The sequence below is a fragment of the Pseudomonas sp. 37 R 15 genome (assembly GCF_900004865.1).
GTDB lineage: Bacteria > Pseudomonadota > Gammaproteobacteria > Pseudomonadales > Pseudomonadaceae > Aquipseudomonas > Aquipseudomonas fluorescens_AM.
Map to the genome: position 1 here is coordinate 186127 of NZ_CVTV01000048.1, position 24144 is coordinate 210270.

20 protein-coding genes and 1 riboswitch are annotated in these 24144 nt (G+C 61.8%); of the genes, 6 read left to right on the top strand and 14 right to left on the bottom strand.

What is annotated here, in order from left to right; genetic code table 11:
* Positions 1-198: 198 nt before the first annotated feature.
* The gene (orn, locus tag BFQ04_RS15150) at positions 199-741 is read right to left on the bottom strand and encodes an oligoribonuclease (protein WP_065886529.1); all 543 of its coding nucleotides are present in this window, start codon (positions 739-741) and stop codon (positions 199-201) included.
* Positions 742-849: 108 nt separating this feature from the next.
* On the opposite strand from orn, the gene rsgA reads away from it, so the two are divergent.
* On the top strand, positions 850-1881 hold the full coding sequence (gene rsgA, locus BFQ04_RS15155) for a small ribosomal subunit biogenesis GTPase RsgA (RefSeq protein WP_005784215.1): 1032 nt from the start codon (positions 850-852) through the stop codon (positions 1879-1881).
* A 171-nt stretch (positions 1882-2052) separates the two neighbouring features.
* On the opposite strand, the gene motB is transcribed toward rsgA, so the two are convergent.
* Together motB and motA are read right to left on the bottom strand one after the other, a co-directional pair.
* Complete coding sequence (gene motB / locus BFQ04_RS15160; protein ID WP_065951521.1) at positions 2053-3069, bottom strand: flagellar motor protein MotB; 1017 nt, start codon at positions 3067-3069, stop codon at positions 2053-2055.
* Positions 3070-3072: 3 nt separating this feature from the next.
* Positions 3073-3924, bottom strand: coding sequence for a flagellar motor stator protein MotA (gene motA / locus BFQ04_RS15165; protein WP_065951522.1), 852 nt, complete (start codon positions 3922-3924; stop codon positions 3073-3075).
* Positions 3925-4091: 167 nt separating this feature from the next.
* On the opposite strand from motA, the gene BFQ04_RS15170 reads away from it, so the two are divergent.
* The 3 genes from BFQ04_RS15170 to asd are packed head-to-tail and all read left to right on the top strand — an operon-like array spanning position 4092 to position 7376.
* Entirely contained in the window at positions 4092-5627 is a 1536-nt protein-coding gene (locus tag BFQ04_RS15170) for an HDOD domain-containing protein (protein ID WP_065951523.1), read from the top strand.
* A 57-nt stretch (positions 5628-5684) separates the two neighbouring features.
* A complete protein-coding gene (locus BFQ04_RS15175; protein WP_065951524.1) occupies positions 5685-6500 on the top strand; it encodes a rhodanese-like domain-containing protein in 816 nt (271 codons plus the stop codon).
* Between the two features lie 15 nt (positions 6501-6515).
* Entirely contained in the window at positions 6516-7376 is an 861-nt protein-coding gene (gene asd, locus BFQ04_RS15180) for an archaetidylserine decarboxylase (protein ID WP_065934815.1), read from the top strand.
* Between the two features lie 122 nt (positions 7377-7498).
* On the opposite strand, the gene serB is transcribed toward asd, so the two are convergent.
* Positions 7499-8713 (bottom strand): phosphoserine phosphatase SerB, encoded by a 1215-nt coding sequence (serB, locus tag BFQ04_RS15185; protein WP_065951525.1) that lies wholly within the window; start codon positions 8711-8713, stop codon positions 7499-7501.
* Positions 8714-8846: 133 nt separating this feature from the next.
* On the opposite strand from serB, the gene BFQ04_RS15190 reads away from it, so the two are divergent.
* Positions 8847-10379, top strand: coding sequence for an AhpA/YtjB family protein (locus tag BFQ04_RS15190; RefSeq protein WP_065951526.1), 1533 nt, complete (start codon positions 8847-8849; stop codon positions 10377-10379).
* A gap of 191 nt (positions 10380-10570) precedes the next feature.
* On the opposite strand, the gene BFQ04_RS15195 is transcribed toward BFQ04_RS15190, so the two are convergent.
* The 8 genes from BFQ04_RS15195 to BFQ04_RS15230 form a co-directional block, all read right to left on the bottom strand.
* Positions 10571-11281 carry a PqiC family protein gene (locus BFQ04_RS15195; RefSeq protein ID WP_065894482.1) on the bottom strand — a complete coding sequence of 237 codons (711 nt, stop codon included), beginning with the start codon at positions 11279-11281 and terminating at the stop codon, positions 10571-10573.
* 173 nt (positions 11282-11454) lie between these two features.
* Positions 11455-13719: a DNA topoisomerase IV subunit A gene (parC, locus tag BFQ04_RS15200; protein WP_065951527.1), complete on the bottom strand. Its 2265-nt coding sequence runs from the start codon at positions 13717-13719 to the stop codon at positions 11455-11457.
* A 70-nt stretch (positions 13720-13789) separates the two neighbouring features.
* Positions 13790-14785 carry an esterase-like activity of phytase family protein gene (locus BFQ04_RS15205; RefSeq protein WP_065951528.1) on the bottom strand — a complete coding sequence of 332 codons (996 nt, stop codon included), beginning with the start codon at positions 14783-14785 and terminating at the stop codon, positions 13790-13792.
* Positions 14785-16689 carry a DNA topoisomerase IV subunit B gene (gene parE / locus BFQ04_RS15210; protein ID WP_065951529.1) on the bottom strand — a complete coding sequence of 635 codons (1905 nt, stop codon included), beginning with the start codon at positions 16687-16689 and terminating at the stop codon, positions 14785-14787. Before parE ends, BFQ04_RS15205 begins: the two co-directional genes overlap by 1 nt.
* A gap of 45 nt (positions 16690-16734) precedes the next feature.
* Entirely contained in the window at positions 16735-17343 is a 609-nt protein-coding gene (locus BFQ04_RS15215; protein WP_065951530.1) for a YqiA/YcfP family alpha/beta fold hydrolase, read from the bottom strand.
* Positions 17344-17525: 182 nt separating this feature from the next.
* Entirely contained in the window at positions 17526-18338 is an 813-nt protein-coding gene (gene cpdA / locus BFQ04_RS15220) for a 3',5'-cyclic-AMP phosphodiesterase (RefSeq protein ID WP_065951531.1), read from the bottom strand.
* A gap of 97 nt (positions 18339-18435) precedes the next feature.
* Positions 18436-18885, bottom strand: coding sequence for a DUF1249 domain-containing protein (locus BFQ04_RS15225; protein WP_003209507.1), 450 nt, complete (start codon positions 18883-18885; stop codon positions 18436-18438).
* Entirely contained in the window at positions 18876-19493 is a 618-nt protein-coding gene (locus tag BFQ04_RS15230; protein ID WP_065951532.1) for an NUDIX domain-containing protein, read from the bottom strand. The genes BFQ04_RS15225 and BFQ04_RS15230 overlap by 10 nt, the downstream gene beginning before the upstream one ends.
* A gap of 194 nt (positions 19494-19687) precedes the next feature.
* Between BFQ04_RS15230 and BFQ04_RS15235 the strand changes: the two genes are divergently transcribed.
* Positions 19688-20434 carry an RsiV family protein gene (locus BFQ04_RS15235; protein WP_065951533.1) on the top strand — a complete coding sequence of 249 codons (747 nt, stop codon included), beginning with the start codon at positions 19688-19690 and terminating at the stop codon, positions 20432-20434.
* Here the strand turns inward: BFQ04_RS15235 and cytX are convergent.
* Both cytX and thiC read right to left on the bottom strand, forming a co-directional pair.
* The gene (cytX, locus tag BFQ04_RS15240) at positions 20403-21692 is read right to left on the bottom strand and encodes a putative hydroxymethylpyrimidine transporter CytX (protein ID WP_065951534.1); all 1290 of its coding nucleotides are present in this window, start codon (positions 21690-21692) and stop codon (positions 20403-20405) included. The two genes, BFQ04_RS15235 and cytX, sit on opposite strands and share 32 nt — an antisense overlap.
* Before the next feature lie 144 nt (positions 21693-21836).
* Positions 21837-23741, bottom strand: coding sequence for a phosphomethylpyrimidine synthase ThiC (thiC, locus tag BFQ04_RS15245; protein ID WP_065951535.1), 1905 nt, complete (start codon positions 23739-23741; stop codon positions 21837-21839).
* A 149-nt stretch (positions 23742-23890) separates the two neighbouring features.
* Positions 23891-23996, bottom strand: a riboswitch (TPP riboswitch).
* Positions 23997-24144: the final 148 nt, after the last annotated feature.

Here is a 24144-nt window from a genome sequence, read left to right on the forward strand (position 1 = left end):
TAATCATTTGCAGATGGCACCAAAAGGGGGCAAGGATAATCGCCGTCCCGCCTCCCCTCCCGCACTTGGGTTTGCAAAACCATTCAAATGTGGGAGAGGGCTTGCCCCCGACAAGGGAGTGTCAGTCCATGCATCCGGGCCTGACACACGGCCATCGGGGGCAAGCCCACTCCCACATGTCCAGCGGTCGCGCCGATTTCAAGCCTTGATGAAGTGCTTGCGGTAATGCTGCAACTCGGCGATCGACTCGCGGATATCGTCCAGCGCCAGGTGGGTGCTGCCTTTGTGGAAGCTGTCTTTGACCTCCGGTGCCCAGCGCGCAGCCAGTTCCTTCAACGTGGACACATCCAGGTTGCGATAGTGGAAGTAGCTTTCCAGCCCTTTCATGTGCGTATAAAGGAAGCGACGGTCCTGGCAGATGCTGTTGCCACAGATCGGCGACTTGCCCCTGGGCACCCATTTCTCCAGGAAGGCGATGGTTTCGGCTTCGGCTTCGGCCATGCTGATGCGGCTGTCGCGTACCCGCTGGGTCAGGCCCGAGTTGCCATGGGTGCGGGTATTCCACTCATCCATGGTGGCGAGCACGGCATCGCTGTGGTGAATGGCGATCACCGGACCTTCGGCCAAGGTGTTGAGGTTGCTGTCGGTGACAATGGTCGCCATCTCGATGATGACGTCGGTGTCGGGGTTCAGACCGGTCATTTCCAGATCGATCCAAATCAGGTTCTGTGGGTTTTGCATGGCTTGATTCTCTTGGCACCTTGGCGTAGCTGCGCAGTTTAGCAGGCGGGGCCGTGCTAGACTCGCGACCGTTTTACCCAACTTTTGCATTATCGACACGGAACACCAATGGCCAAACGCCAGCTCAATCGTCGCCAAAACTGGCGCATCGAAAAGATTCAAGGTGAACGCGCAGCGCGCGCCGCCAAACGTGAATCCTCCGCCGTGGAAGCGCTCGAGGGCGGCGACCTGGGGCCCGAACAAACGGGCCTGGTGATCGCGCACTTCGGCGTGCAGGTCGAAGTCGAGGCGCTGGAAGGCGAACTCGCCGGCTCTGTGTCCCGCTGCCACCTGCGCGCCAACCTGCCTGCGCTGGTGACCGGCGACAAAGTCGTGTGGCGCGCCGGTAACCAGGGCATTGGCGTGATCGTCGCCCAGTTGCCACGCAGCACCGAACTGCGCCGCCCCGACAGCCGTGGCCAGCTCAAACCGGTGGCGGCCAACGTCGACATGATCGTGATTGTGTTCGCGCCGCTGCCCGAGCCCCACGCCAACCTGATCGACCGCTACCTCGTCGCCGCCGAGCATGCCGGTATTCGCCCGCTGCTGCTGCTGAACAAATTCGACTTGATCGACGAGCAGAACGCTCCGGCGCTCAATGCATTGCTGGCGGTCTACCGCACCCTGGGCTACCCGGTGCTGGAAGTGTCGGCCCATCACGGCAACGGCATGGAACAACTGCAACAGCAGTTGGACGGGCGTATCAGCGTGTTTGTCGGCCAGTCGGGTGTGGGCAAGTCGTCGCTGGTCAACAGCCTGCTGCCGGAAGTCGACACCCGCGTCGGTCCGCTGTCGGAGCTGTCCGGCCAGGGCACGCACACCACCACAACCGCACGGCTGTTCCACTTCCCAGGTGGCGGTGAGTTGATCGACTCCCCGGGTATCCGTGAATTCGGCCTCGGCCATGTCAGCCGCAGCGACGTGGAAGCGGGCTTCATCGAATTCAACGACCTGATCGGCACTTGCCGCTTCCGCGACTGCAAACACGACCGCGAGCCAGGCTGTGCATTGCTCAAGGCGCTGGAGGATGGCCGCGTGCAGCAACAGCGGATGAACAGCTATCGGTCGATTATTGCGAGCTTGCCTGAGAGCAGTTACTAAGTTGCCTCCACCTCTGTAGGAGCGGGCTTGCTCGCGAAGGCCCCAAGAGCAACGCGGGCATCCTGGATACCGGCGTTTTCGTTGACGTTTTTCGCGAGCAAGCTCGCTCCTACAACGAGACGGGCAGATACCACAAGGCCGCGATAATCGCGGCCTTGTGGTATTTAGAGCTTACGACCCCGGCACAGGCGCCGTCGGATCCTTCACCCCACCGTCATCAAACAGGTTCAGCTTTTGACGCAGCTCATGGGCCGGCAGCGGCTCCTGACCTGGCGGCAGCGCATTCGGGTCCGCAGGCACTTCACCGGGGGCGCCCTCGCCCTGTGCAGGCGGTGGCGGCGGCTGATCGCCCTCAATCGCTCGCTGGGCTTTTTTGGTCAGCACGACGATATCGATGCGCCGGTTGATCGGGTTGAACGGATCTTTCGGATCAAACAGCTGCGATGACGCAAAGCCCACCACCCGCGCCACTTGCGGGTCCGGATAGCTGCCGGCCACCAGCGCGCGGCGCGCGGCGTTGGCGCGGTTGGCCGAGAGTTCCCAGTTGCCGAAGTCGCCCTGCCCCGCATAGGGCTTGGCATCGGTATGGCCGCTGATGCTGATCTTGTTCGGCACCGCCTTGATGGTGTCGGCCATGGCCAGCAGGATATCTTCGAAGTACGGCTTCAAGCGCGCGCTGCCGGAATCGAACATCGGCCGGTTGGCGGCGTCGGTGATCTGGATACGCAAGCCTTCCGGGGTAATTTCGAAGGAAATCTGATCCTTGAATTTCAGCAGTTGCGGGTTTTCCTCGACCTTGTTCTGCAGCTCTTGCAGCAACAGCTCCAGGCGCTCTTTCTCGACCTGTTCGGCCATGCTTTCGACCCTATCGCGCTCGATCGGGATTTTTTCCTGGGGCGATTCAGTCTGCACTTCCGGATTGATGGTGCGCTCCGGCGCCAGTTGCGGCGAGCCGCCCAGGTCGATCACGAAGGGCGTACCACTTTCCGAAAAACCAATCGGGTCCTTGAAGTAACCCGCAATGGCGATCTTCTGTTCAGGGGTGGCGGTGGACATCAGCCACAGCACCAGGAAGAACGCCATCATTGCCGTGGCGAAGTCGGCAAAGGCGATTTTCCAGGCACCACCATGGTGCCCCGCAGCGAAGCGCTTGACGCGCTTGATGATGATCGGCTGGTTGTTTTCCATGGCTTAGCGACCGCGAACCGCTTGTTCCAGCTCGGAGAAACTTGGGCGATGTTTCGGGTACAGCACCTTGCGCCCGAACTCCACGGCCAACGACGGCGGCATGCCCGACGCGGACGCCACCAGGCACGCCTTGATCGCTTCGTAGAGGTTGATTTCTTCCTTGGCGTCATGCGCCAGGGAGGTGGCGAGCGGGCCGAAGAAACCGTAGGCCGCGAGAATACCGAAGAAGGTACCCACCAGCGCCGCACCGACGTGCATGCCGATGGCCGCCTGATCGCCCTCACCCAGGGAGGCCATGGTCACCACGATACCCAGTACCGCCGCGACGATACCGAAACCAGGCATGCCGTCGGCGATGCCGGTCACGGCGTGGGAAGGATGTTCCAGTTCTTCCTTGAGGCTGAACAGCTCCATGTCGAACAGGCCTTCGAGCTCATGGGGCGCCATGTTGCCGGAGGACATGATGCGCAGGTAATCGCAGATATAGGCAGTCATGCGCTCGTCCTTGAGCACGGCCGGGTACTTGGCGAAGATCGGGCTGGCGGCGGCGTCTTCGATATCCCCTTCAATGGCCATCATGCCTTCGCGGCGGCTCTTGTTGAGGATTTCGTAGACCAGCCCCAGCACTTCCAGATAAAACGTGTGGGAGAAGCGCGAACTGAACATGCCCAGCGACTTCTTGATCACGTGCATGGTCATGTAGCCGGGGTTGGCCTGCAAGAAAGCGCCAAAGGCGGCGCCGCCAATAATCAACACTTCGAAAGGCTGAATCAGCGCGGCAATCTTACCGTGGGACAGGACGTACCCACCGAGCACACTTGCGATGACGACAATGATGCCGATAATTTTAGCCATAGGGGATCTGTACTTGCGCCGTCGGGTTCATGGACATAGTGGGTGCAGCTGAAAAACTCTTGTTCTACTTATCGGCAAAACTGCGCCAGACTATAGCCCGTTAAGGCGAAAAGCCAATTCAGCCCGTTACGGGTGTGTTGAACACATATGATGATCGCGCCCCAATCATGGCTAATGAAACGACAGTCCCAACTGCAAAACCCGCCACCCTCGCCGCCTGGATCAAGTGCCTGGACGACGTGCTGCTGCCCGTTCCCCAGGCCAGCCACGAGCGGGTGTGCAAAGCCATCCGCGACAGTCGCAGCTCATTGAGGGACATCGCCGAGCTGATGCAAGACAGCCCGGCCCTGGTGCTCAGCGTGATGCGCGAGGCCAACAGCCACACCCACGGCAGCCTGGCGGAACCGGCGGAAAACCTCGAAGTGGCGCTCAATCGCCTCGGCCTTAAACGCGCCGAAGAACTGCTGGTGCGCCTGCCGTCGGTGCCGGCCCGTGAGATTCCCGTCGCGCTGCGTCAACTGCTGCTGGTCAGCCAGCACGCTTCCCAGCAAGCCAACGGCCTGTTCGGCAGCCGCCTGGCGCGCCTGTGGCAGGACATCCATTGGGGCAGCCTGCTGTTTCTGTCACCGTTGTGGCCGATGGCCGTGGCCTACCCCAAGCTGCTTGAGGAATGGGAGCTGCGGGTGATCCACAAGGGTGAGTCGGCGCGCCAGGTCGAGCAGCACGTGTTCGGCGTGCGCCTGCTGGACCTGTGCCTTGGCCTGACTGCGGCGTGGCACCTGCCGATCTGGGTATCCCAGGGCTATAACCTGCTGCTGGGCGAGCGGCGTCTGCTGGTCAAGGCATTGCGTATCGCCCGCGAAGACGACCCGCTGCGCCACCAGCAATTACTCGACGCCGAACCCAACCTGCGCCGCTGGCTGAATCAGCCGGCCAACACGGTGCTGTTGGCCAACGGCCTGGCGCTGTCGGCGCAGGAGTCCTGGACCTGCCCGCACACCGAGCGCTGGCAATACCTCACTGCGCTGTACCTGCAGGAGCCACTGGGCGATGTGCAGCAGCAGGTTCACCAGCAAGCGGTCACCAGCGCCCGCAGCACTTTGATGCCTGATCTCTGGCACCCGGCCCTGTCGCTGATCTGGCCGTGGCACGTGCAAAAGGTCCATCGTGGCCTGCTGCCCGCGCCGCCGCCCACGGCCGAAGCACTGGCACTGTGGCGCAACCGTTGCACGGAGCTGCTGGTCGAACCGAGCCGCTTTGCCAATGCGATGCACCTGACCACGTGCGCCAAGGAAGCCCTGGTCGCCAGCGGCATGCAGCGCGTATTGCTGTTCATGGCGGATCGCGCCTTGAGCACCTTGCGCGTGCATCAGGCCGATGGCTTGCCGAAGGACGCTGCCAACCTGAGCCTGGATGTGGTCAACAGTACATTGCTGCAACGCTTGCTGGAAAAGTCCGCCCAGGTGCGTCTCGGTCCTGACAACCATGCGCAGTTCGCCGCCCTGCTGCCACCGATCCTGCGCCGCCTGTTTACCGGCGAGCACCTGCTGTTGCGCTCGCTGAGCTGTAATGGCCGCGTAGTCATGCTGATGGTGGCTGACCAGGGTGGCGGGCCGTTCTCGGAAACCACCGTGCAAGCCTTTGGCAAAACCGCGCAATGCGTCGAGAAAGCCCTGCATAGCTTTACCAACCGCAGCGCCTGATGCTTGCGCTACAATCGCCCTCCTTTATCGCCAACATTTGTGCCCAGGAGACCTCACATGCCTGACTTCTCTGGCTTGCCGCTGGTGATCGAATCCAGCGACCTGCAAGGTCGCCTTGATGCCGAACACCTGATTCTGGTGGACCTCACCAGTGCCGCCCTCTACGCCGAAGGGCATATCCCCGGCGCGCATTTCGTTGACCCCAAGCGCACCCAGTTGGGCCAACCGCCCGCACCGGGCCTGCTGCCGCACAAGGCTGACCTGGAAAAGCTGTTCGGCGAGCTGGGCCACACACCCGATGCCACCTATGTGGTGTATGACGACGAAGGCGGCGGTTGGGCCGGGCGTTTTATCTGGATGCTCGACGTGATCGGCCATCAGAAATACCACTACCTCGACGGCGGCCTGCTGGCGTGGCTGGACGAGAAACACCCGGTGTCCACCGAGGTGCCCACCCCCGCTGGCGGTCCGGTCAGCCTCACCTTGCACGACGGCCCCACCGCCACCCGCGAATACCTGCAAAGCCGGCTCGGCGCGGCCGACCTGGGTATCTGGGACGCACGCGGCCCGCTGGAGTACTCCGGCGAAAAAGTCCTCGCGGCCAAAGCCGGGCACATCCCCGGCGCCGTGAACTTCGAGTGGACCGCCGGGATGGACAAAGCGCGCAGCCTGCGCATCCGCCGCGACATGCCGCAAATCCTCGAAGACCTCGGGCTGACCCGCGATAAAGAAATCATCACCCACTGCCAGACTCACCACCGCTCTGGCTTCACCTACCTGGTGGCCAAGGCGCTCGGTTACCCACGAGTCAAAGGTTATGCCGGTTCCTGGGGCGAATGGGGCAACCACCCCGACACCCCCGTTGAGATTTAAGGTTTAAGGACAGTTATGAAAAAGCAGTTGTTTATCCTCAGCCAGTACTTGCTGCCACACCACTTGCTCTCGCGCCTGGCCGGCTGCATTGCCGAGTGCCGCGTGCGCTGGTTCAAGAATGCCTTCACCCGTTGGTTCGCCAAGCGTTACCAGGTGGACATGTCCCAGGCGCTGGTTGAAGACCTGACCGCCTATGAGCACTTCAATGCCTTCTTCACCCGCGCACTGAAAGACGGCGCGCGCCCACTGGATCAAACGCCGGGCGCCGTACTGAGCCCGGCCGACGGTGCCGTCAGCCAGCTCGGCCCGATCGAGCATGGCCGTGTATTCCAGGCCAAGGGCCACAGCTTCAGCGTGCTGGAATTGCTGGGCGGCGACGCTGCGCTGGCTGCGCCGTTCATGGGCGGCGACTTCGCCACCATCTATCTGTCGCCCAAGGACTACCACCGGGTGCACATGCCACTGGCCGGTACCTTGCGCGAGATGGTCTATGTGCCAGGGCGGATTTTCTCGGTGAACCAGACCACCGCCGAGAACGTACCGGAACTGTTTGCGCGTAACGAGCGGGTTGTCTGCCTGTTCGACACCGAACGCGGCCCGATGGCCGTGGTGTTGGTGGGCGCGATGATCGTGGCATCGATTGAGACAGTGTGGGCCGGGCTGGTAACGCCGCCCAAGCGTGAACTGAAAACCTTCCGTTACGACGAAGCTGCCCGTGCGCCGATCCATCTGGAAAAAGGCGCTGAACTGGGTCGCTTCAAGCTGGGTTCGACCGCTATCGTGCTGTTCGGGCCGGATCAGGTGAAATGGACCGAAGCGTTGCTGGCGGGCTCACCCGTACAGATGGGCCAGGGCATCGCAACACCCAAGGCCTGACGCTGAACCAAATGTGGGAGGGGGCTTGCCCCCGATAGCAGTAGTCCAGTCAGAGCTGTATTGACTGACCCACCGCCATCGGGAGCAAGCCCCCTCCCACATTTTTGCCCGTATTTCTTCAGCTAGAGCTGGCCGTCACGGTCGCGCAAGCCCAGCAGATACAGCACCCCATCCAACCCCAAGGTCGAAATCGCCTGCTTGGCCGATTGCTTGACCAACGGCTTGGCGCGGAATGCCACACCCAGCCCGGCAATCGCCAGCATCGGCAAGTCGTTCGCGCCGTCGCCGACCGCAATGGTCTGTTCCAGGCGCAAGCCTTCTTTATGCGCCAGTTCCTTGAGCAGGTCCGCCTTGCGTTGTGCGTCGACAATTGGCTCCACCGCCACGCCGGTCACTTTGCCATCCACCACTTCCAGCTCGTTGGCAAACACGTAGTCAATGCCCAGCTTGGCCTGCAGTTGCTTGGCAAAATAGGTGAAGCCGCCGGACAAGATGGCCGTTTTGTAGCCCAGGCGCTTGAGTTCGGCGAACAGGGTTTCGGCGCCTTCGGTCAGGCGCAGGGAAGCGCCGATGGAGTCGAGCACGCTCACGTCCAGGCCCTTGAGCAGCGCCAGGCGTTCCTTGAAACTGGCGCGAAAATCCAGTTCGCCGGCCATCGCCCGCTCGGTAATCTCGCTGACCTGCTCGCCCACACCCGCCGCTTTGGCGAGTTCGTCGATGACTTCGGCTTCGATCAGGGTCGAGTCCATGTCGAACACCGCCAAACGACGGTTGCGCCGGAACAGCGAATCCTCCTGGAAGGCGATGTCGACATTCAGCTCCTGGGCCACGCTCAGGAATTCGGCGCGCAGCGCTTGCGCATCGGCCGGCTCCCCGCGCACCGAAAACTCGATGCAGCCCTTGCCCTTGTCCGCCGGCGTGTCCAGCGGCATACGCCCCGACAGGCGGTCGATATGGTCGATGTTCAAACCGTAATGCGCCGTGATCGAGCTGACGCGCTGCAATTGTTCGGCCGTGACCTTGCGGGTGAGCAACGTCACGATATGGCGTTTTTTGCCCTGGCCTTCGACCCAATGCTGGTAATCGGCTTCGGACACCGGCGTGAAGCGCACCTGCTGATCGAGTTTGTAGGCCGTAAACAGGATGTCTTTGAGCACCGAGGATGCCTGTTCGGTGCTGGGAATTTCCACCAGGATGCCGAACGACAGGGTGTCGTGGATCACCGCCTGGCCGATGTCGAGAATGTTCACACCACCCTGGGCCAGAACACCGGTAATGGCAGCGGTGAGACCCGGTCGGTCAAGACCTGTGATGTTGATCAGGACAATTTCGCGCAAAGCGCACCCCCAGGCTGGAAAAAAACCGCATTCTACCCACTTTCAGTGACCATCGGGCACAGCCAGCGCTTTGCCGGTCATGGGCCTGTCGCTATACTGCGCGTCAACTTCACGGACCAAGAGCCGAGCGCAAGTGAACCGGCCCACGCCAGTAAAAACCGATAACTTCTTCCTGCTGATCTTCCGGGCACTGCGCCACCGCCGTGTACCGATCGCATTACGCATCGCCAGCCATAACGTGATCCTGGTCGCTCTGGCCCTGGTGATCTACGCCTGCGTGATGGGTTTGCAATTCAAGCAGGCCATGCATGAGCAAGCCGACGCCCTGGGCGAGAGCCTGACCACCCAGACTGCCACCTCGGCGACTGAGTTGCTGGTGTCCAACGACATTCTCAGCCTCAACGTGCTGCTCAACAACCTGACCAAGAACCCGTTGGTGGCCCACGCCGCTATCTATAGCGTGGACAACCGGATCATGGCCGAAGCCGGGCAGCGCCCGAAAAACGGCCTGCTGGGCGAAGCCGAGGGCCTGTACCAGAGCAATATCACTTTTCAGGATGTGAAAGCCGGCCAGTTGCGCATCAGCCTGGACATGCAACAGTTCCAGCAACCGATGACCATCAGCCTGCAGAGCATGGGCATCCTGAGCGCGATCCTGTTGGCCCTGGCCCTGGCCTTGAGCCTGCGCCTGGGGCGGCATATCTCCACGCCGTTGATGCAACTGCGCATCTGGCTGCGCGATATCGACGAACATACCCCGGCCACCGACCGCCAGGACGAAATCGGCGACCTCGCGCGCCAGCTGCATGCCAGCTTCGCCCCGGAGCCGACTGTACCTGAGGTTGAACCTGAGCCTGAGTACGACGACGCCGACTACAACGATGAGCCTGAGTTTGAAGTGCGTGACCTGCGTGACCCAGGCTTCGACGAAAGCGCTCCGGTGGCGGGTTTGAAGCCTGCGCCGCGACATGTAGTCAAGGCCGAAGAAGACGAGCTGGACGACGAAGACCCGTTCGCCGACCTGCGCGATACCGCCGATACCGCGCCCGCAGTAGCGCCGAAACCGCTTGCGGCCAACAGCACCGAGCCCCAGTACAGCGCCGTACTCGCCGTGCAGCTGGGCGCCCAGGACCAACTGCGCCGCCTGCCCCGCGCCCGCTTGACGGAATTGCTGGAACGCTACCGCGACTGTCTCGACCAAGCCGCCTCGCTCTACCAGAGCGAACTGCACACCCTGAACGATGGCAGCACGTTGATGCTGTTCCACAGCGAAGACAGCGGCGAAGACTACCTGACCAACGCCATCTGCTGCGGCGAGTTGCTGCGCGCCCTGGGCCATGCCTTGCAGATCGAAGTGGCGGACAGCGGCATTACGTTGCAATTGCAGTTGGGCCTGACGGTGGGCGATGGCCTGTTCGGCATCAGCCAGATCGACCTCTTGCTGACCGAGATTGCCCAGGACGCCCTGGCCTTGTCGCAGCACAGCCGCAACCTGCTGCTGGTGGAGCGCAAGATCAGTGAAGACACGCTCATCCGCCAGCGCGCACGCATCCGCCCGATTGCCAGCCCTGAGGGCGCCAGCTGTGTGGAGCGCCTGATGGAGCCGTATCCGTCGATGCTGGAGCGCCAACTTGCGCGCATGCATGAGACCCGCAACAAGAATTGAAGAACACCGCTAAACCCAATGTGGGAGGGGGCTTGCCCCCGATAGCGGTAGTCCAGTCAGAGATGCATTAACTGACCCACCGTCATCGGGGGCAAGCCCCCTCCCACATTTGATGTGGGGTGCAGCTTAAATTGCAGCGCAAACAAAAGGCCCGCTTACTCAGCGGGCCTTTTGTTTGTCTGGCATTCAGATCAAAACCTGAACACTTCCAGATCCGTACGAATCGGGGTTGCCATCGGCATCTTCGGCTTTTCCGGCGTTGCGGGCTTGGCCTGCGCCGGCGCCTGCTTGCGCGGTGCCTCGGCAATCGGCGGCTGGTTGGCCAGCGGCTTGAGCGCCACCGACAACTGCTGCGCCAAGTGCTGCAACAGTACGCCCTGGGCCTGGACCTGGGACGCCGTGGTGCCGGCATGTTCTTCCTGCAGGTGCACGATACGGTTGTCCCGTACTTGCCCGCGACGGTCGATCAAGCGCCACTGTGCATCCAGGATCGCCGGTTGCGACTTCCCGGAGTCAAGCCGCGTGATAGTCAGCAACACCTGCACATCCGGGGAGAACCCGGATGGGCCTGGCGCCAGGACCACGCGCTGGCTGTCCAACTGACCGGCCACCTGACGCAACATCAATTGATTGATATCGGAAGAAAGGCTGCCCGCCCAACGACCATCCGTGGAACCTTGCAGGCTTCCGTCGTTCTGACGTTGGAGCAGGGTTTCGCGTTGCAGGTAATCAGCAACGATAACCGGACCCAGCAGGACCGCCATGCCGGCGGTTTGTGCCGGCTGAGCCGGACTTCCGCTGTCCAGCTGGTACAGCGACACCGGCTGGTGCGTGCTGCAACCCGCCAGCCCCAACAGGCCAGCGAGCATCAAAAATAAAGGAAGGCGTGGAGCAGTCATCATCCCATCCAGGTGGCTGCCACAAGGCGAACCACAATGTAATACTAAAAATAACCTAAACACGCTCGGCCACGCCGGCGCTGGAAAGGCCATATCATCCGTGAATATGCGCCATGACTCCAGCGCCAAAGCGTCGATCTACGCGTTAAATCGTAGATCGAGGCCTCTAGTTCGCCTTAAGCAGGCGTTTCCACCAACAAAGCATCCACTCGCTGGAAGCCCCGAGGCAGTTTGTTGCCGCGTCGACCGCGTTCGCCCTTGTAGTGCTCAAGGTCGTCAGGGCGCAGCGACAGCGTGCGCTTGCCGGCTTGAAGCACCAGCGTAGCGCCTTCGGGGATGACGGCGATGTCGGTCACGTACTCTTCGCGACTGGCCACCCGCTCTCCCGGGATACCAATGATCTTGTTGCCCTTGCCCTTGCCCAGCTGCGGCAGGTCGCTGATCTTGAACACCAGCAAACGCCCTTCGGTGGTCACCGAGGCCAGCCAGTTGTGCTCACGATCCTCCACCGGGCGCGGCAGGATCACCTTGGCATTGTTCGGCAGGCTCAGCAGCGCCTTGCCCGCTTTGTTCTTGGCCTGCAGGTCTTCACCCTTGACCACGAATCCGTAACCGGCGTCGGAAGCGATGACATACAACGAATCATCGTCCGGCAGCAGCACGCACTCGAAATTCGCCCCCGGTGGCGGCGTGAGGCGCCCGGTCAGCGGCTCGCCCTGCCCTCGTGCGGAAGGCAGCGTGTGGGCCGGCACCGAATAACTGCGCCCCGTAGAATCAATAAACACTGCAAATTGGTTGGAGCGCCCAGCCGCCGCAGTCTTGAAGCCATCACCGGCCTTGTACGAAAGACCGGTGGCGTCAATATCATGCCCTTTGGCGGAGCGAACCCAACCCTTTTCCGACAGAACGACGGTAATTTTCTCGTTGGGCAACAGCTCGGTTTCTGTCAGAGCTTTCGCTTCAGCACGCTCGACAATTGGCGACCTGCGGTCATCGCCGTAGGTTTCGGCGTCCTTGATCAGTTCGCTGCGCACCAGCTTCTTGAGCTTGGCTTCACTGCCCAGCAGCGCTTGCAGCTTGGCTTGTTCCTTGAGCAATGCGTCCTGCTCGTCGCGCAGCTTCATTTCTTCCAGTCGCGCCAACTGGCGCAAGCGGGTGTCGAGGATGTAGTCAGCCTGGATTTCGCTCAGTTCGAAACGCGCGATCAACTCGGCCTTCGGGTGCTCGGCGGTGCGGATGATATGGATCACTTCATCCAGGTTGAGGTAAGCGATCAACAAGCCGTCCAACAGGTGCAGGCGGCGCTCGACCTTATCCAGGCGGAATTGCAGGCGGCGGCGCACGGTCTGCACGCGGAACTCCAGCCATTCCACCAGCAGATTGCGCAGGTTCTTGAGCTGCGGCTTGCCGTCCAGGCCGATGATGTTGACGTTGACCCGGTAGCTGGACTCCAGGTCGGTGCTGGCAAACAGATGCTGCATCAGCACTTCATGATCCACCCGGCTGTTGGTCGGGATGATTACGATGCGGCACGGGTTCTCGTGGTCGGACTCATCGCGCAAGTCGGCGACCTGCGGCAGTTTCGACGGCTTGGCCTGCATCAACGCGGCGATCTGCTCCAGCACTTTGGCGCCGGACACCTGATGCGGCAACGCGGTCACGATAATGTCGCCGTCTTCGACGTGATACACCGCGCGCATACGCACCGAGCCCTTGCCGGTTTGGTACATTTTCAGCAGGTCGGCGCGCGGCGTGATGATTTCCGCTTCGGTCGGGTAGTCCGGGCCCTGGATATGCTCACACAGCTGCTCGACCGTGGCTTTGGGCTCATCCAGCAGACGAACGCAGGCGGAGGCGACTTCGCGCAGGTTGTGCGGCGGCACGTCGGTGGCCATGCCGACCGCAATGCCAGTGGTGCCATTGAGCAGGATGTTCGGCAAACGTGCCGGCAATACCAGGGGTTCGTCGAGGGTGCCGTCAAAGTTGGGCCCCCAGTTCGCGGTGCCCTGGCCCAGCTCGCTGAGCAGAACTTCGGAGTAGCGCGACAGACGCGCCTCGGTGTAACGCATGGCGGCGAAGGACTTGGGATCATCCGGCGCACCCCAGTTACCCTGGCCGTCGACCAGGGTGTAACGGTAGCTGAACGGCTGGGCCATCAGCACCATGGCTTCATAGCACGCCGAATCGCCGTGGGGGTGGAACTTGCCGAGCACGTCACCGACGGTACGCGCCGACTTCTTGTGCTTGGAGTCGGCGTCCAGGCCCAACTCACTCATGGCGTAGATAATGCGCCGTTGTACTGGCTTCAGGCCGTCGCCGATATGCGGCAGGGCACGGTCCATGATCACGTACATGGAGTAGTTGAGGTAGGCATTTTCGGTGAAGTCAGCCAGCGATCGGCGTTCTACGCCATCTAAGCTGTCTGCGAGGATGTCACTCATGCGGGCCTCATCATTGGGTAAGGCGCAGCGGAACTGCCGCTGCGCTGATTCAATTCAAAAAAGTCGCGGCTCATGGCTGGGCACTCCAGCCACCGGCCGGCGCGGCGAAACGATAGACCACCGGGCGCTTTTCACCGTCGGCACGTGCGCCAAAATTATTGTCGATGCCAATCCAGGCGCCGTCGGCGTCCACCACCAGGGCTTCGGCCAGGCCATAGGGCTGGGGGTAACGCCGTTCGGGCGTCAGCGTGTCGTCGGCAAACGACCAGCACAGCTCAACCTTGGCCGTCACCGTATCGCGTCGGCAAATCTGGAACGCATTGCGCTCCAGGGTAAACAGCTTGCCGTCGAACAGCGCCAGGTCGGCAAAATCCTTGGACACGGCTTTGGCGTTGGTGAACTGCGCCGGCTGCACTTCCAGCCCGGCCTCGCTCAACAATACGCAAGCGCCCTCGCAATCCCACACGCTCTGCCCGCGCTTGATCGAGATCAGGCCACGGCGCTCACGCTCGGCGGCCAGCCAGATCTGATTGCCTTGCGGGTTCACCGTCAGGCCCTCGAACAACGCATTGAAGTGCAGCAACATGCCGCTGGCCCGCGCCTCGCGCACCATGCCCGGGGCGATTTTCAACCACTCGGGCGCACCGGCTGCCGGTACCTGCAACACCGCCGCATGGGCTTCGCTGACGATGTAACGGTTGCCTGCGGCATCACAGCTGATCCCTTCGAAATCCAGGTCCCCACCGCGAATGAACGAAGCCGCCGTGGTGCGCGAGCGCAGCCCCCACGGCAGGCCGGATTCGGGCACGGGGGGGACATCGATCTTCAATACCTCGGCGTTCCAGGTCGGCTCGCGGGTGTCCAGACGATAAATCTGCTCATCATCACGGTCCGATACCGTCCACAGGTCCTTGCCGCACAGCGCCAGGCCCGACAGGTTGCCGCCGCGCATGCCGTCTACCGGATGTTCCGACACCCGCTTGAGCTCAGCCACGGGCGCGGCAGCCACATCGGTGGTCGCCAACCCGCACACCATCAGGATCGCCAGGGCGACGCCTGTGCGCATCAGCCCAGCACCTCGGCCAGGTTGCCCTTGGATTCGAGCCAGGCTTTGCGATCCGGCGCACGCTTTTTCGCCAGCAGCATGTCCATCATTTCCGAGGTACCGGCGAAGTCTTCCAGGGTCAACTGCACCAGACGCCGGGTGTTCGGGTCCATGGTGGTTTCGCGCAATTGCGGCGGGTTCATTTCACCCAGGCCCTTGAATCGCGTGACCTGCGGCTTGCCGCGCTTCTTCTCGGCCACCAGGCGGTCGAGGATGCCATCGCGTTCGGCTTCGTCCAGGGCGTAGAAAATCTCCTTGCCCAGGTCGATGCGGTACAGCGGCGGCATGGCGACGTAGACGTGACCGGCATCCACCAGCGGGCGGAAGTGCTGCACGAACAACGCGCACAGCAAGGTGGCAATGTGCAGACCATCGGAGTCGGCGTCGGCCAGGATGCAGATCTTGCCGTAGCGCAACTGGCTCATGTCCGCCGCGCCAGGGTCGACCCCAATGGCCACGGCGATGTTATGTACTTCCTGGCTCGCGAGGACTTCGCTGCCATCGACTTCCCAGGTGTTGAGGATCTTGCCGCGCAACGGCAGGATCGCCTGGAACTCCTTGTCCCGCGCTTGCTTGGCGGAGCCGCCAGCGGAATCCCCTTCCACCAGGAACAGCTCGGAGCGCATCGGGTCCTGCCCGGCGCAGTCGGCCAGCTTGCCGGGCAATGCCGGGCCCTGGGTGATGCGTTTGCGCTCGACCTTCTTGCTGGCCTTGAGGCGACGACCGGCGTTGTTGATCGCCAGCTCCGCCAGGGCCAGGCCCAACTCCGGGTGCTCGTTGAGCCACAGGCTGAAAGCGTCCTTGACCACACCGGAAACAAACGCCGCTGCTTCGCGGGAGGACAGGCGCTCCTTGGTCTGACCGGAGAACTGCGGCTCCTGCATTTTCATCGACAGCACGAACGCGATGCGCTCCCACACGTCTTCCGGCGCCAGCTTCACGCCGCGCGGCAGCAGGCTGCGGTATTCGCAGAATTCGCGCATGGCGTCCAGCAAGCCCTGGCGCAAGCCGTTGACGTGGGTGCCGCCCTGGGCGGTGGGAATCAGGTTGACGTAGCTTTCCTGCACGCTGTCGCCGCCCTCGGGCAACCACAACAGCGCCCAGTCGACGGCTTCCTTGTTACCGGCCAGGCTGCCGCAGAACGGCGCGTTGGGCAGGCGCTCGAAGTCGCTGACCGAATCTTCCAGGTAAGAGCGCAGGCCGTCTTCGTAGTGCCACTCGACCTTTTCGCCAGTGCCTTTGTCTTCAAAGCTCACCAACAGGCCCGGGCACAGCACGGCCTTGGCCTTGAGCACATGTTTGAGACGGCTGATGGAGAATTTCGGCGAATCGAAGTATTTCGGGTCCGGCGCGAAGTACACGCTGGTACCGGTATTGCGCTTGCCGACGCTGCCGATTACTTCGAGGTCGGTGGCTTTGTAGCCATCGGCGAAGGTCATCTGATATTCGTTGCCGTCGCGCTTGACCTTGACCCTGACCTGCGTGGACAAGGCATTGACCACGGAAATACCCACGCCGTGCAAACCGCCGGAGAACTGGTAGTTCTTGTTGGAGAACTTGCCGCCGGCGTGCAGTTTGGTGAGGATCAGCTCGACGCCCGACACACCCTCTTCGGGGTGAATGTCCACCGGCATGCCGCGACCGTCGTCGGACACTTCCAGGGAGTGGTCGGCGTGGAGAATGACCTGCACCGACTTGGCGTGCCCGGCCAAGGCTTCGTCGACGCTGTTGTCGATGACTTCCTGGGCAAGGTGGTTCGGCCGACTGGTGTCGGTGTACATGCCGGGGCGTTTGCGCACCGGGTCGAGGCCCGAGAGGACTTCGATGGCGTCGGCGTTATAAGAGCTAGCGCTGGGAGTGGCCATGGGGTCTCGTCGTGAGTCGTTCGATTAAAAAGTGACCTGCGATTTTTACAGTGACGAAAAATCGAAGGATTGATACTGATCAGCGCCAATGCCGGCAAAGCACAGCAGTGCCGGCAATTGCTGGGCGAACCCTTGGTAACCGTGGTCGCCACCGGCCTGGATGCGCAAGGCACAGGCACGGTAATACTGCTGGGCCAGGCGATAATCCAGGGTTTCGTCCCCGGTCTGCAACCACACCTGATAACGCGCGGCGTCCTGAGGGGCCGGTACTTCCAGCTCGGCCAACGCCGTGACGTGGTCGAGGGTCAACTCCCAGCTTTCATCGGTGTAGAGGTTCTTCTGGGTCCCCAGGTAGCCGTCAAACATCCGATGGGGGCTGACCGCCGGGTTGACCAGCAGCGCCTTGAGGCCATGGCGTTCGGCAAGATGGGTTGCATAGTAGCCGCCCAATGAACTGCCGACCAGCAGCGGCCTGCCCAGTTCTGCGATGGCCTCCTCCAATTGAGGAATCGCCTGACGCGGATGGTGATGCAGCGCCGGAACACGTAACTGCTCGGACAGGCCAAGCTTGCCCATCACGGTGATCAACTGGCTGGCCTTGTTGGAGGCCGGCGCACTGTTGAAACCGTGGATATAAAGGATCGAAGCAGACATGCCGGGCTCTCCGTGACTCAGGCCAAAGAGGCGCAGTTTACAGGGATCGGGGGCCTGTGTGAGAACCCATGTGGGAGGGGGCTTGCCGCCGATGGCTGAGTGTCAGTCAGCACATGTGGCAGCTGACACACCGCAATCGGGGGCAAGCCCCCTCCCACATTTTTGCTCAGTGTTTACAGCTATTAATAGCCGTTGCTGCCGTAGTCGACGGTAAAGGCGAAATCCTTGACCCGCTCCACCCCGGTCTCCAACCGCCCGTCGGCATGCAAGCGCAGCCAGCGATAGCCTGGGGCCTGGTCGCTGACCTGGAAGTCCTCACTGCCCGGCGCGAACTGGATGCAGGTGGACGGCGACGCCAGCAGGCGCACGCCGTTGCGCTCGCTGTCGATTTCCTGGTGCACATGCCCCCACAAAACGGCTTTCACTTGGGGGAACCGGTCAAGCACGGCAAACAGCGCGTCCGGATTGCGCAGGCCGATAGGCTCCATCCAGGCGCAGCCGATCGACACCGGGTGATGATGCAGGCACACCAGATGATGCCGGTTCGGTGCTTCACTCAAGGCCTGGACCAGCAGTTGCAGCTGCTGGTCCTGCAAATAGCCGGGCACGGAACCGGGTACGGCGGAGTCCAGCAGGGTGATGCGCCAGTTGCCCACGTCAACCACCGGCTCCAGCAGGTCGCTGTGCACGGCAGCGCTCGCCATGATCTGCGGCTCATCGTGGTTGCCGGGAAGCCAGCGCGCGGGAGCGCCTATAGGCGCAGTCATGTCGCGAAATTGCCGGTATGACGCCAGTGTGCCGTCCTGGGACAGATCCCCCGTGGCCAGCACCAGATCGACAGACGGCTGCTGTTCGCGCACAAGATCAATCACCCGCTGCAGGCTGTCACGGGTATTCATGCCCAGCAACGTGACGTCTGCCTCGGCAAACAAATGGCTGTCGGACAGTTGCACCAACAGCGCAGCGTCGGGGTTCATGGCGGATACGCTCGGCAAGGCGCTCTCCCTAGCGGTCACAGGAATACACAGGTGAGGCGATTATGCTGGGGCAGGACACAAAGAGGAAACCCAGGGAAACAAACGCAGTTCACATCTAGCGCACGACTTCGAACTCATGGCCAAGGGCCAGGCAGTGGCTCAACCATTCGCCGAGGAACACATTGAGCTGTGCTTTCTCATCGGGCTGGTGCATGAACACATTCGGGTAAGGATAGATGCTGCGAAAGCGTCGCGCGTGTTCGGCGCTGATCACTTCGGCCATGCGTGCATCGTGGTACACCTGCACTTCCAGCTGCGGCACCGGCAGCCAGGGCAGGCTGTGCTCCTGGCGCACGCGCAGGGTGGTGGTGTACGGGCAATTGACGATGACTTCCAGGGTCAGCACGCCCAGCATCTGGTCGCCGTGGGTCACGGCAATGCGCCGCGCCTCGGGCGTGTGGCGCATGTCGGGGAGCAGGCGCATCAGCCGCGCATAGTTGGCCTCGCACGCGGCTTGCAGCCCGATCAGGTCAACCCGGTAACGTTCCCGTGCCTTTACTGCCATAGCCCCCTCACTTCCGCGCGATTAAGCGCAAGCCATTGCAGGGCGATGATGCTGGCTGCATTGGAAATCCTGCCGTCGCGCACAGCCTGAAAGGCATCTTCGAATGCCCAGGTGGTCACGCGGATATCTTCGGCCTCTTCTTCCAATCCATGGATACCACCGGCCTGTGAGCTGTCGCAACGGCCCAGGTACAGGTGGACGAATTCGGTACTGCCGCCAGGCGACGGGAAATATTTGGTGATCGGCCACAGTGCGGAGAATGTCAGCCCAGCTTCCTCCTCGGCTTCGCGGTGTGCAACCTCCTCGGGTTGCTCGTCCTTGTCGATCAGGCCGGCGACCATTTCCACCAGCCACGGGTTGTCGGTTCGGCCCATGGCGCCGACGCGGAACTGCTCGATCAGCACCACTTCATCGCGCTGCGGATCGTAGGGCAGTACGCACACCGCATCATGGCGCACAAAGACTTCACGATTGATCACGCGGCTCATGCCGCCGTCGAACTTCTCGTGGCGCAGTTGCACGCGATCAAGCTGATAGAAGCCCTTGTAGGCAGAGTCGCGCTGGACAATTTCGATGTTCTTCGGCGTCGCCTTCGTAACGTCCGTCATATTCTTCCTCGTCATAAGCCGTGCAATGGGCGCCATCCTAACGCGCCCAAGCGACTCGGCGCAGCCCCTTTCCGGTTGCCGGGATAGACGGCGGGCGTCAAACTCACGCTAATCAGTCTAGTGGCGAACTGGCGGCCCTGTTGGCAGTCCAAGCGCTACTCTTTTCGCTTTCCATCGATTTACGAAGGACACACATGTCGCTTTTAAAAATCGCCTCCATGGCTTGTATTGCCTTGACCCTGGGTGCCTGCCAGAGCCTGTTCCAGCCCGGCCAACTCAAACCGCTGGACGTCACCACCGACAAGTCGGAGCAGATCAAGCCCGGCTGCGGCAGCCCTGATTGTCCGCTGGTGAACATCGACACCGTGCATTTCCCCGCCGATCCGCAACTCGACAACCTGGTCGAGCAGCGCCTGCTGCAGATGACCCGCACCACGCCCGGCGCCAGCGTCCCTGCGACCCTGAATGCCTACCGGGACAAGTTCCTGCGCGAATCCCCCGACCGCCACAGCATGTACTTGCAGGCCAAGGTACGTGAGCAGCATGACGGACTGGTGATCGTTGAAGTGTCCAGCTACCTGGACACCGGCGTGGCCCACGGTGAACCTGGCCGCGGTTTCATCAATTATTCACGGGTGCTGCATAAGGAGTTGAGCCTGGCCGACATGCTGTTGCCCGGCCAGGAGCAGGCCTTCTGGAATACGGCAAAAGTTGCCCACAACAGCTGGTTGATCAACACCAAGATGGACCGCGATCCGGAGTTCGTGAAGAACTGGCCGTTCCAGAAGACCCCGAACGTGGCCTTGACCAGCGGCGGCGTGGTGCTCAAGTACAACGTCACCACCATTGCTCCCTACGCCCAGGGGCTGATCGAAATCACCATCCCCTATGCGCGCCTGACCGGGGTGATCAAGCCCGAGTTGATGCCCGCGCGCCACTGACCGCCCGCCCCAGGATGAACTGCAGCAACCCTGCCAGCAGCAATGCCGGCAGGGTTGCACCGAGATCCGGATAGAGGTGCGCCAGCAGGTGGTAGGTGCCGATGCCGCCCAGCCACGCCAGCAGCGCCGGCCAATGCAGCAGGGTCACTGCGCCCTGGCGCCGACGGCGCAGGATGAAGTGATCCACCAGTACCACGCCGAACAGTGGCGCAAACACTGAACCGATCAGCAACAGGAAGTTCTGGTATTGCGCCAGGGGCGCCAGGCAGGCGATCACGGTGCAGATCACACCAATGGCCAACGCCAGGTGCTCGACCTTCAAACGCAGCAGCATCCCGCTCGACACTGCCGCCGAGTGAATATCGGCAAACGCGTTTTCCGACTCGTCCAGCAGGATCAGCAACAGCGGAATACCCAGGCCGGCTCCGGCCAGAGCCAACAGCAGTGCATTCACTTCACCGCTGGGCGCAAATGCCAGGGTGTAGGCCACCCCCAGGCTCATCAGCCAGAAATTACCGATAAAGAACCCCAGCGCGGTGCCGCCGAACACGCTTTTTGCGCGTTTGCCAAAGCGTGAGTAGTCGGCGATCAGCGCCAGCCACGACAGCGGCATGGCGATGGCAATGTCAAAGCCCACCGCAAACGGCATCGAACCGTCACCGGCCTGGGCCCACAGCGCGACGAGGTCGGCCTTGGCGAACAGGTTCCAGGTCAGCCACAGACAGGCCGCGAGCAGCAGCCAAATGCCCCATTTGCGCAGGATTTGCCGCACGAACGTCAACGGGCCACTCACCGCCAGCATGGTGGCAAGGCCACCAAAAAACACGGTCCACAACAAGGGGTTCGCCAACAGGCTGCCTTCACTGAACGCGCGCGCGCCCAACAAACTGGCAGCATCGCGCATCACGATAATCTCGAACGCGCCCCAGCCAACCAATTGCAGCAGGTTCAACAGCGCCGGCAGGCTCGCGCCTCGGGTACCGAGGCTGAGCTTGAGCGCGGCCATGGCGGACAGCCCCGTGTCGCTGCCGATCACGCCGACGGCGCCCAGCAACAGCACGCCGACCAGGGTGCCGAGGAAGATGGCCAACAATGAGCCGGACAGCCCCAGACCCGGCGCCAGTAAAGCGCCGGTTTGCAACACCATCAGGCCGATGCCGAGAGAGAACCACAGGGAAAACAGGTCGCGGGCGCCGAAGACGCGCTTGTCAGAAGGCACCGCGATGTCAGGCGAGTAAGTGCTGGGTTGAATGCTCAAGGATGAAATCTCTGAGGGACATTTGTTGTTTGAAAGAATGCTATCGGGGGCAAGCCCCCCCCCCACACTTGAATTGTGAATACAGTCAAATGTGGCAGGGGGCTTGCCCCCGATGAGGCCGGTACAGGCGCCTGCAATCCCGGATCAGACCTTTTTGTAGAGCTGACTGCCTTCCTGCCTGAAGCGCTCCGCCTGCTCGGCCAAGCCCTTGGCCACGTCCACATCCACCGCGTCAATGCGCTGGTTGGCCGCGTATTCACGCACTTCCTGGGTGATTTTCATCGAGCAGAATTTCGGTCCGCACATCGAGCAGAAGTGCGCAACCTTGGCCGAATCCTTCGGCAGGGTTTCGTCGTGATAGGCACGCGCGGTGTCCGGGTCCAGGCCCAGGTTGAACTGGTCTTCCCAGCGGAATTCGAAGCGCGCCTTGCTCAACGCGTTGTCGCGAATCTGCGCGCCCGGGTGGCCCTTGGCAAGGTCGGCGGCGTGCGCGGCGATCTTGTAGGTGATGATCCCGGTCTTCACGTCATCTTTGTTCGGCAAGCCCAAGTGCTCCTTGGGCGTGACGTAGCAGAGCATGGCGCAGCCGAACCAGCCGATCATCGCCGCGCCGATGCCGGAGGTGATGTGGTCGTAGCCCGGCGCAATGTCGGTGGTCAGCGGGCCGAGGGTGTAGAACGGCGCCTCATCGCAGCATTCGAGCTGCTTGTCCATGTTCTCCTTGATCAATTGCATCGGCACGTGACCAGGACCTTCGATCATGGTTTGCACGTCGTGCTTCCAGGCGATCTTGGTCAGCTCGCCGAGGGTTTCCAGTTCACCGAATTGCGCGGCGTCGTTGGCGTCGGCGATCGACCCCGGACGCAGGCCATCGCCGAGGGAGAAGCTGACGTCGTAGGCCTTCATGATTTCGCAGATTTCATCGAAATGCGTGTAGGTGAAGTTCTCCTTGTGGTGGGCCAGGCACCACTTGGCCATGATCGAACCGCCACGGGAAACGATGCCGGTGACGCGCTTGGCGGTCAGCGGTACGTAGCGCAGCAACACGCCGGCGTGGATGGTGAAGTAGTCGACACCCTGCTCGGCCTGTTCGATCAGGGTGTCGCGAAACAGCTCCCAGGTCAGGTCTTCGGCGGCGCCGCCGACTTTTTCCAGGGCCTGGTAGATCGGCACGGTCCCGATCGGCACGGGTGAGTTGCGGATGATCCACTCGCGCGTTTCGTGGATGTGCTTGCCGGTGGACAGGTCCATCACCGTGTCCGAACCCCAGCGGATGCCCCAGGTGAGTTTCGCCACTTCTTCTTCGATGGAAGAACCCAGGGCGCTGTTGCCGATATTGCCGTTGATCTTCACCAGGAAGTTACGGCCGATGATCATCGGCTCCAGTTCGGTATGGTTGATGTTCGCCGGGATGATCGCGCGACCACGGGCGATTTCTTCACGCACGAACTCTGGGGTAATGATCTTCGGTACGCTGGCGCCAAAGCTGTGGCCGGCGTGTTGCTGGTCGAGCAGGCCGCTGGCGCGGGCCTCTTCGAGCTTCATGTTTTCGCGGATGGCGACGTATTCCATCTCGGCGGTGATGATGCCTTTGCGCGCGTAGTGCATCTGCGTGACGTTGGCCCCGGCCTTGGCGCGGCGCGGGTTCTTCACATGGGCGAAGCGCAGCGCGGTCAACTCGGCATCGCTGAGGCGCTGTTGGCCGAAGTGCGAGCTGAGACCCGACAGACGCTCGGTGTCGCCACGGGACTCGATCCAGGGTGAACGCACATCGCCCAGGCCTTTGCGCACGTCGATGATCACGTTGGGGTCGGTGTACGGGCCGGAAGTGTCATAGACCACCACGGGCGCGTTGATTTCACCGCCGAAATCGGTGGGGGTCACGTCCAGGCTGACCTCGCGCATCGGTACACGGATGTCCGGGCGAGTGCCTTGTACGTAGATTTTCTGCGAGCGGGTAAACGGCTGCACCGAGCCTGCGTCGACCTTTGCCGATTCACTCAGGTGCACGGTATCTTTGAGTTTTGTACTTTTTATTTCTGTGCTCATCACGGGCTCTCCAACTTATCCAGGCGGTGGATTTTTGTCGGAGCGAACCTGTGGCGGACGGACGCACTGGAATCAGTGCTGTGCTTGGCGCACGAGGGCTGTTCGATGGTCGAACAACTTCCCGGACGAAGCACAAGAGGACTCGCCGGGTGACGAGAAATCTTGTTCCCTACGCAGGCGTTAACCTGATCAGGTTCAACGGGATCCGGTATTTACCGATCTCAGCCTTCCAACAAGGCACCCCGACAAGAACCTGCCCAGTCTAGACCAGGGCGTGGGCAAATTGCCAATGACGCTGTAGTCAGGATGATAAATGGCGTGATTACAGGATTGTTGTGCCGAGGCCCGGCCACTACACTCCTGAGCTGCCTCAAGGCTTGACGCTCCTGTTTCGTCACCGTAG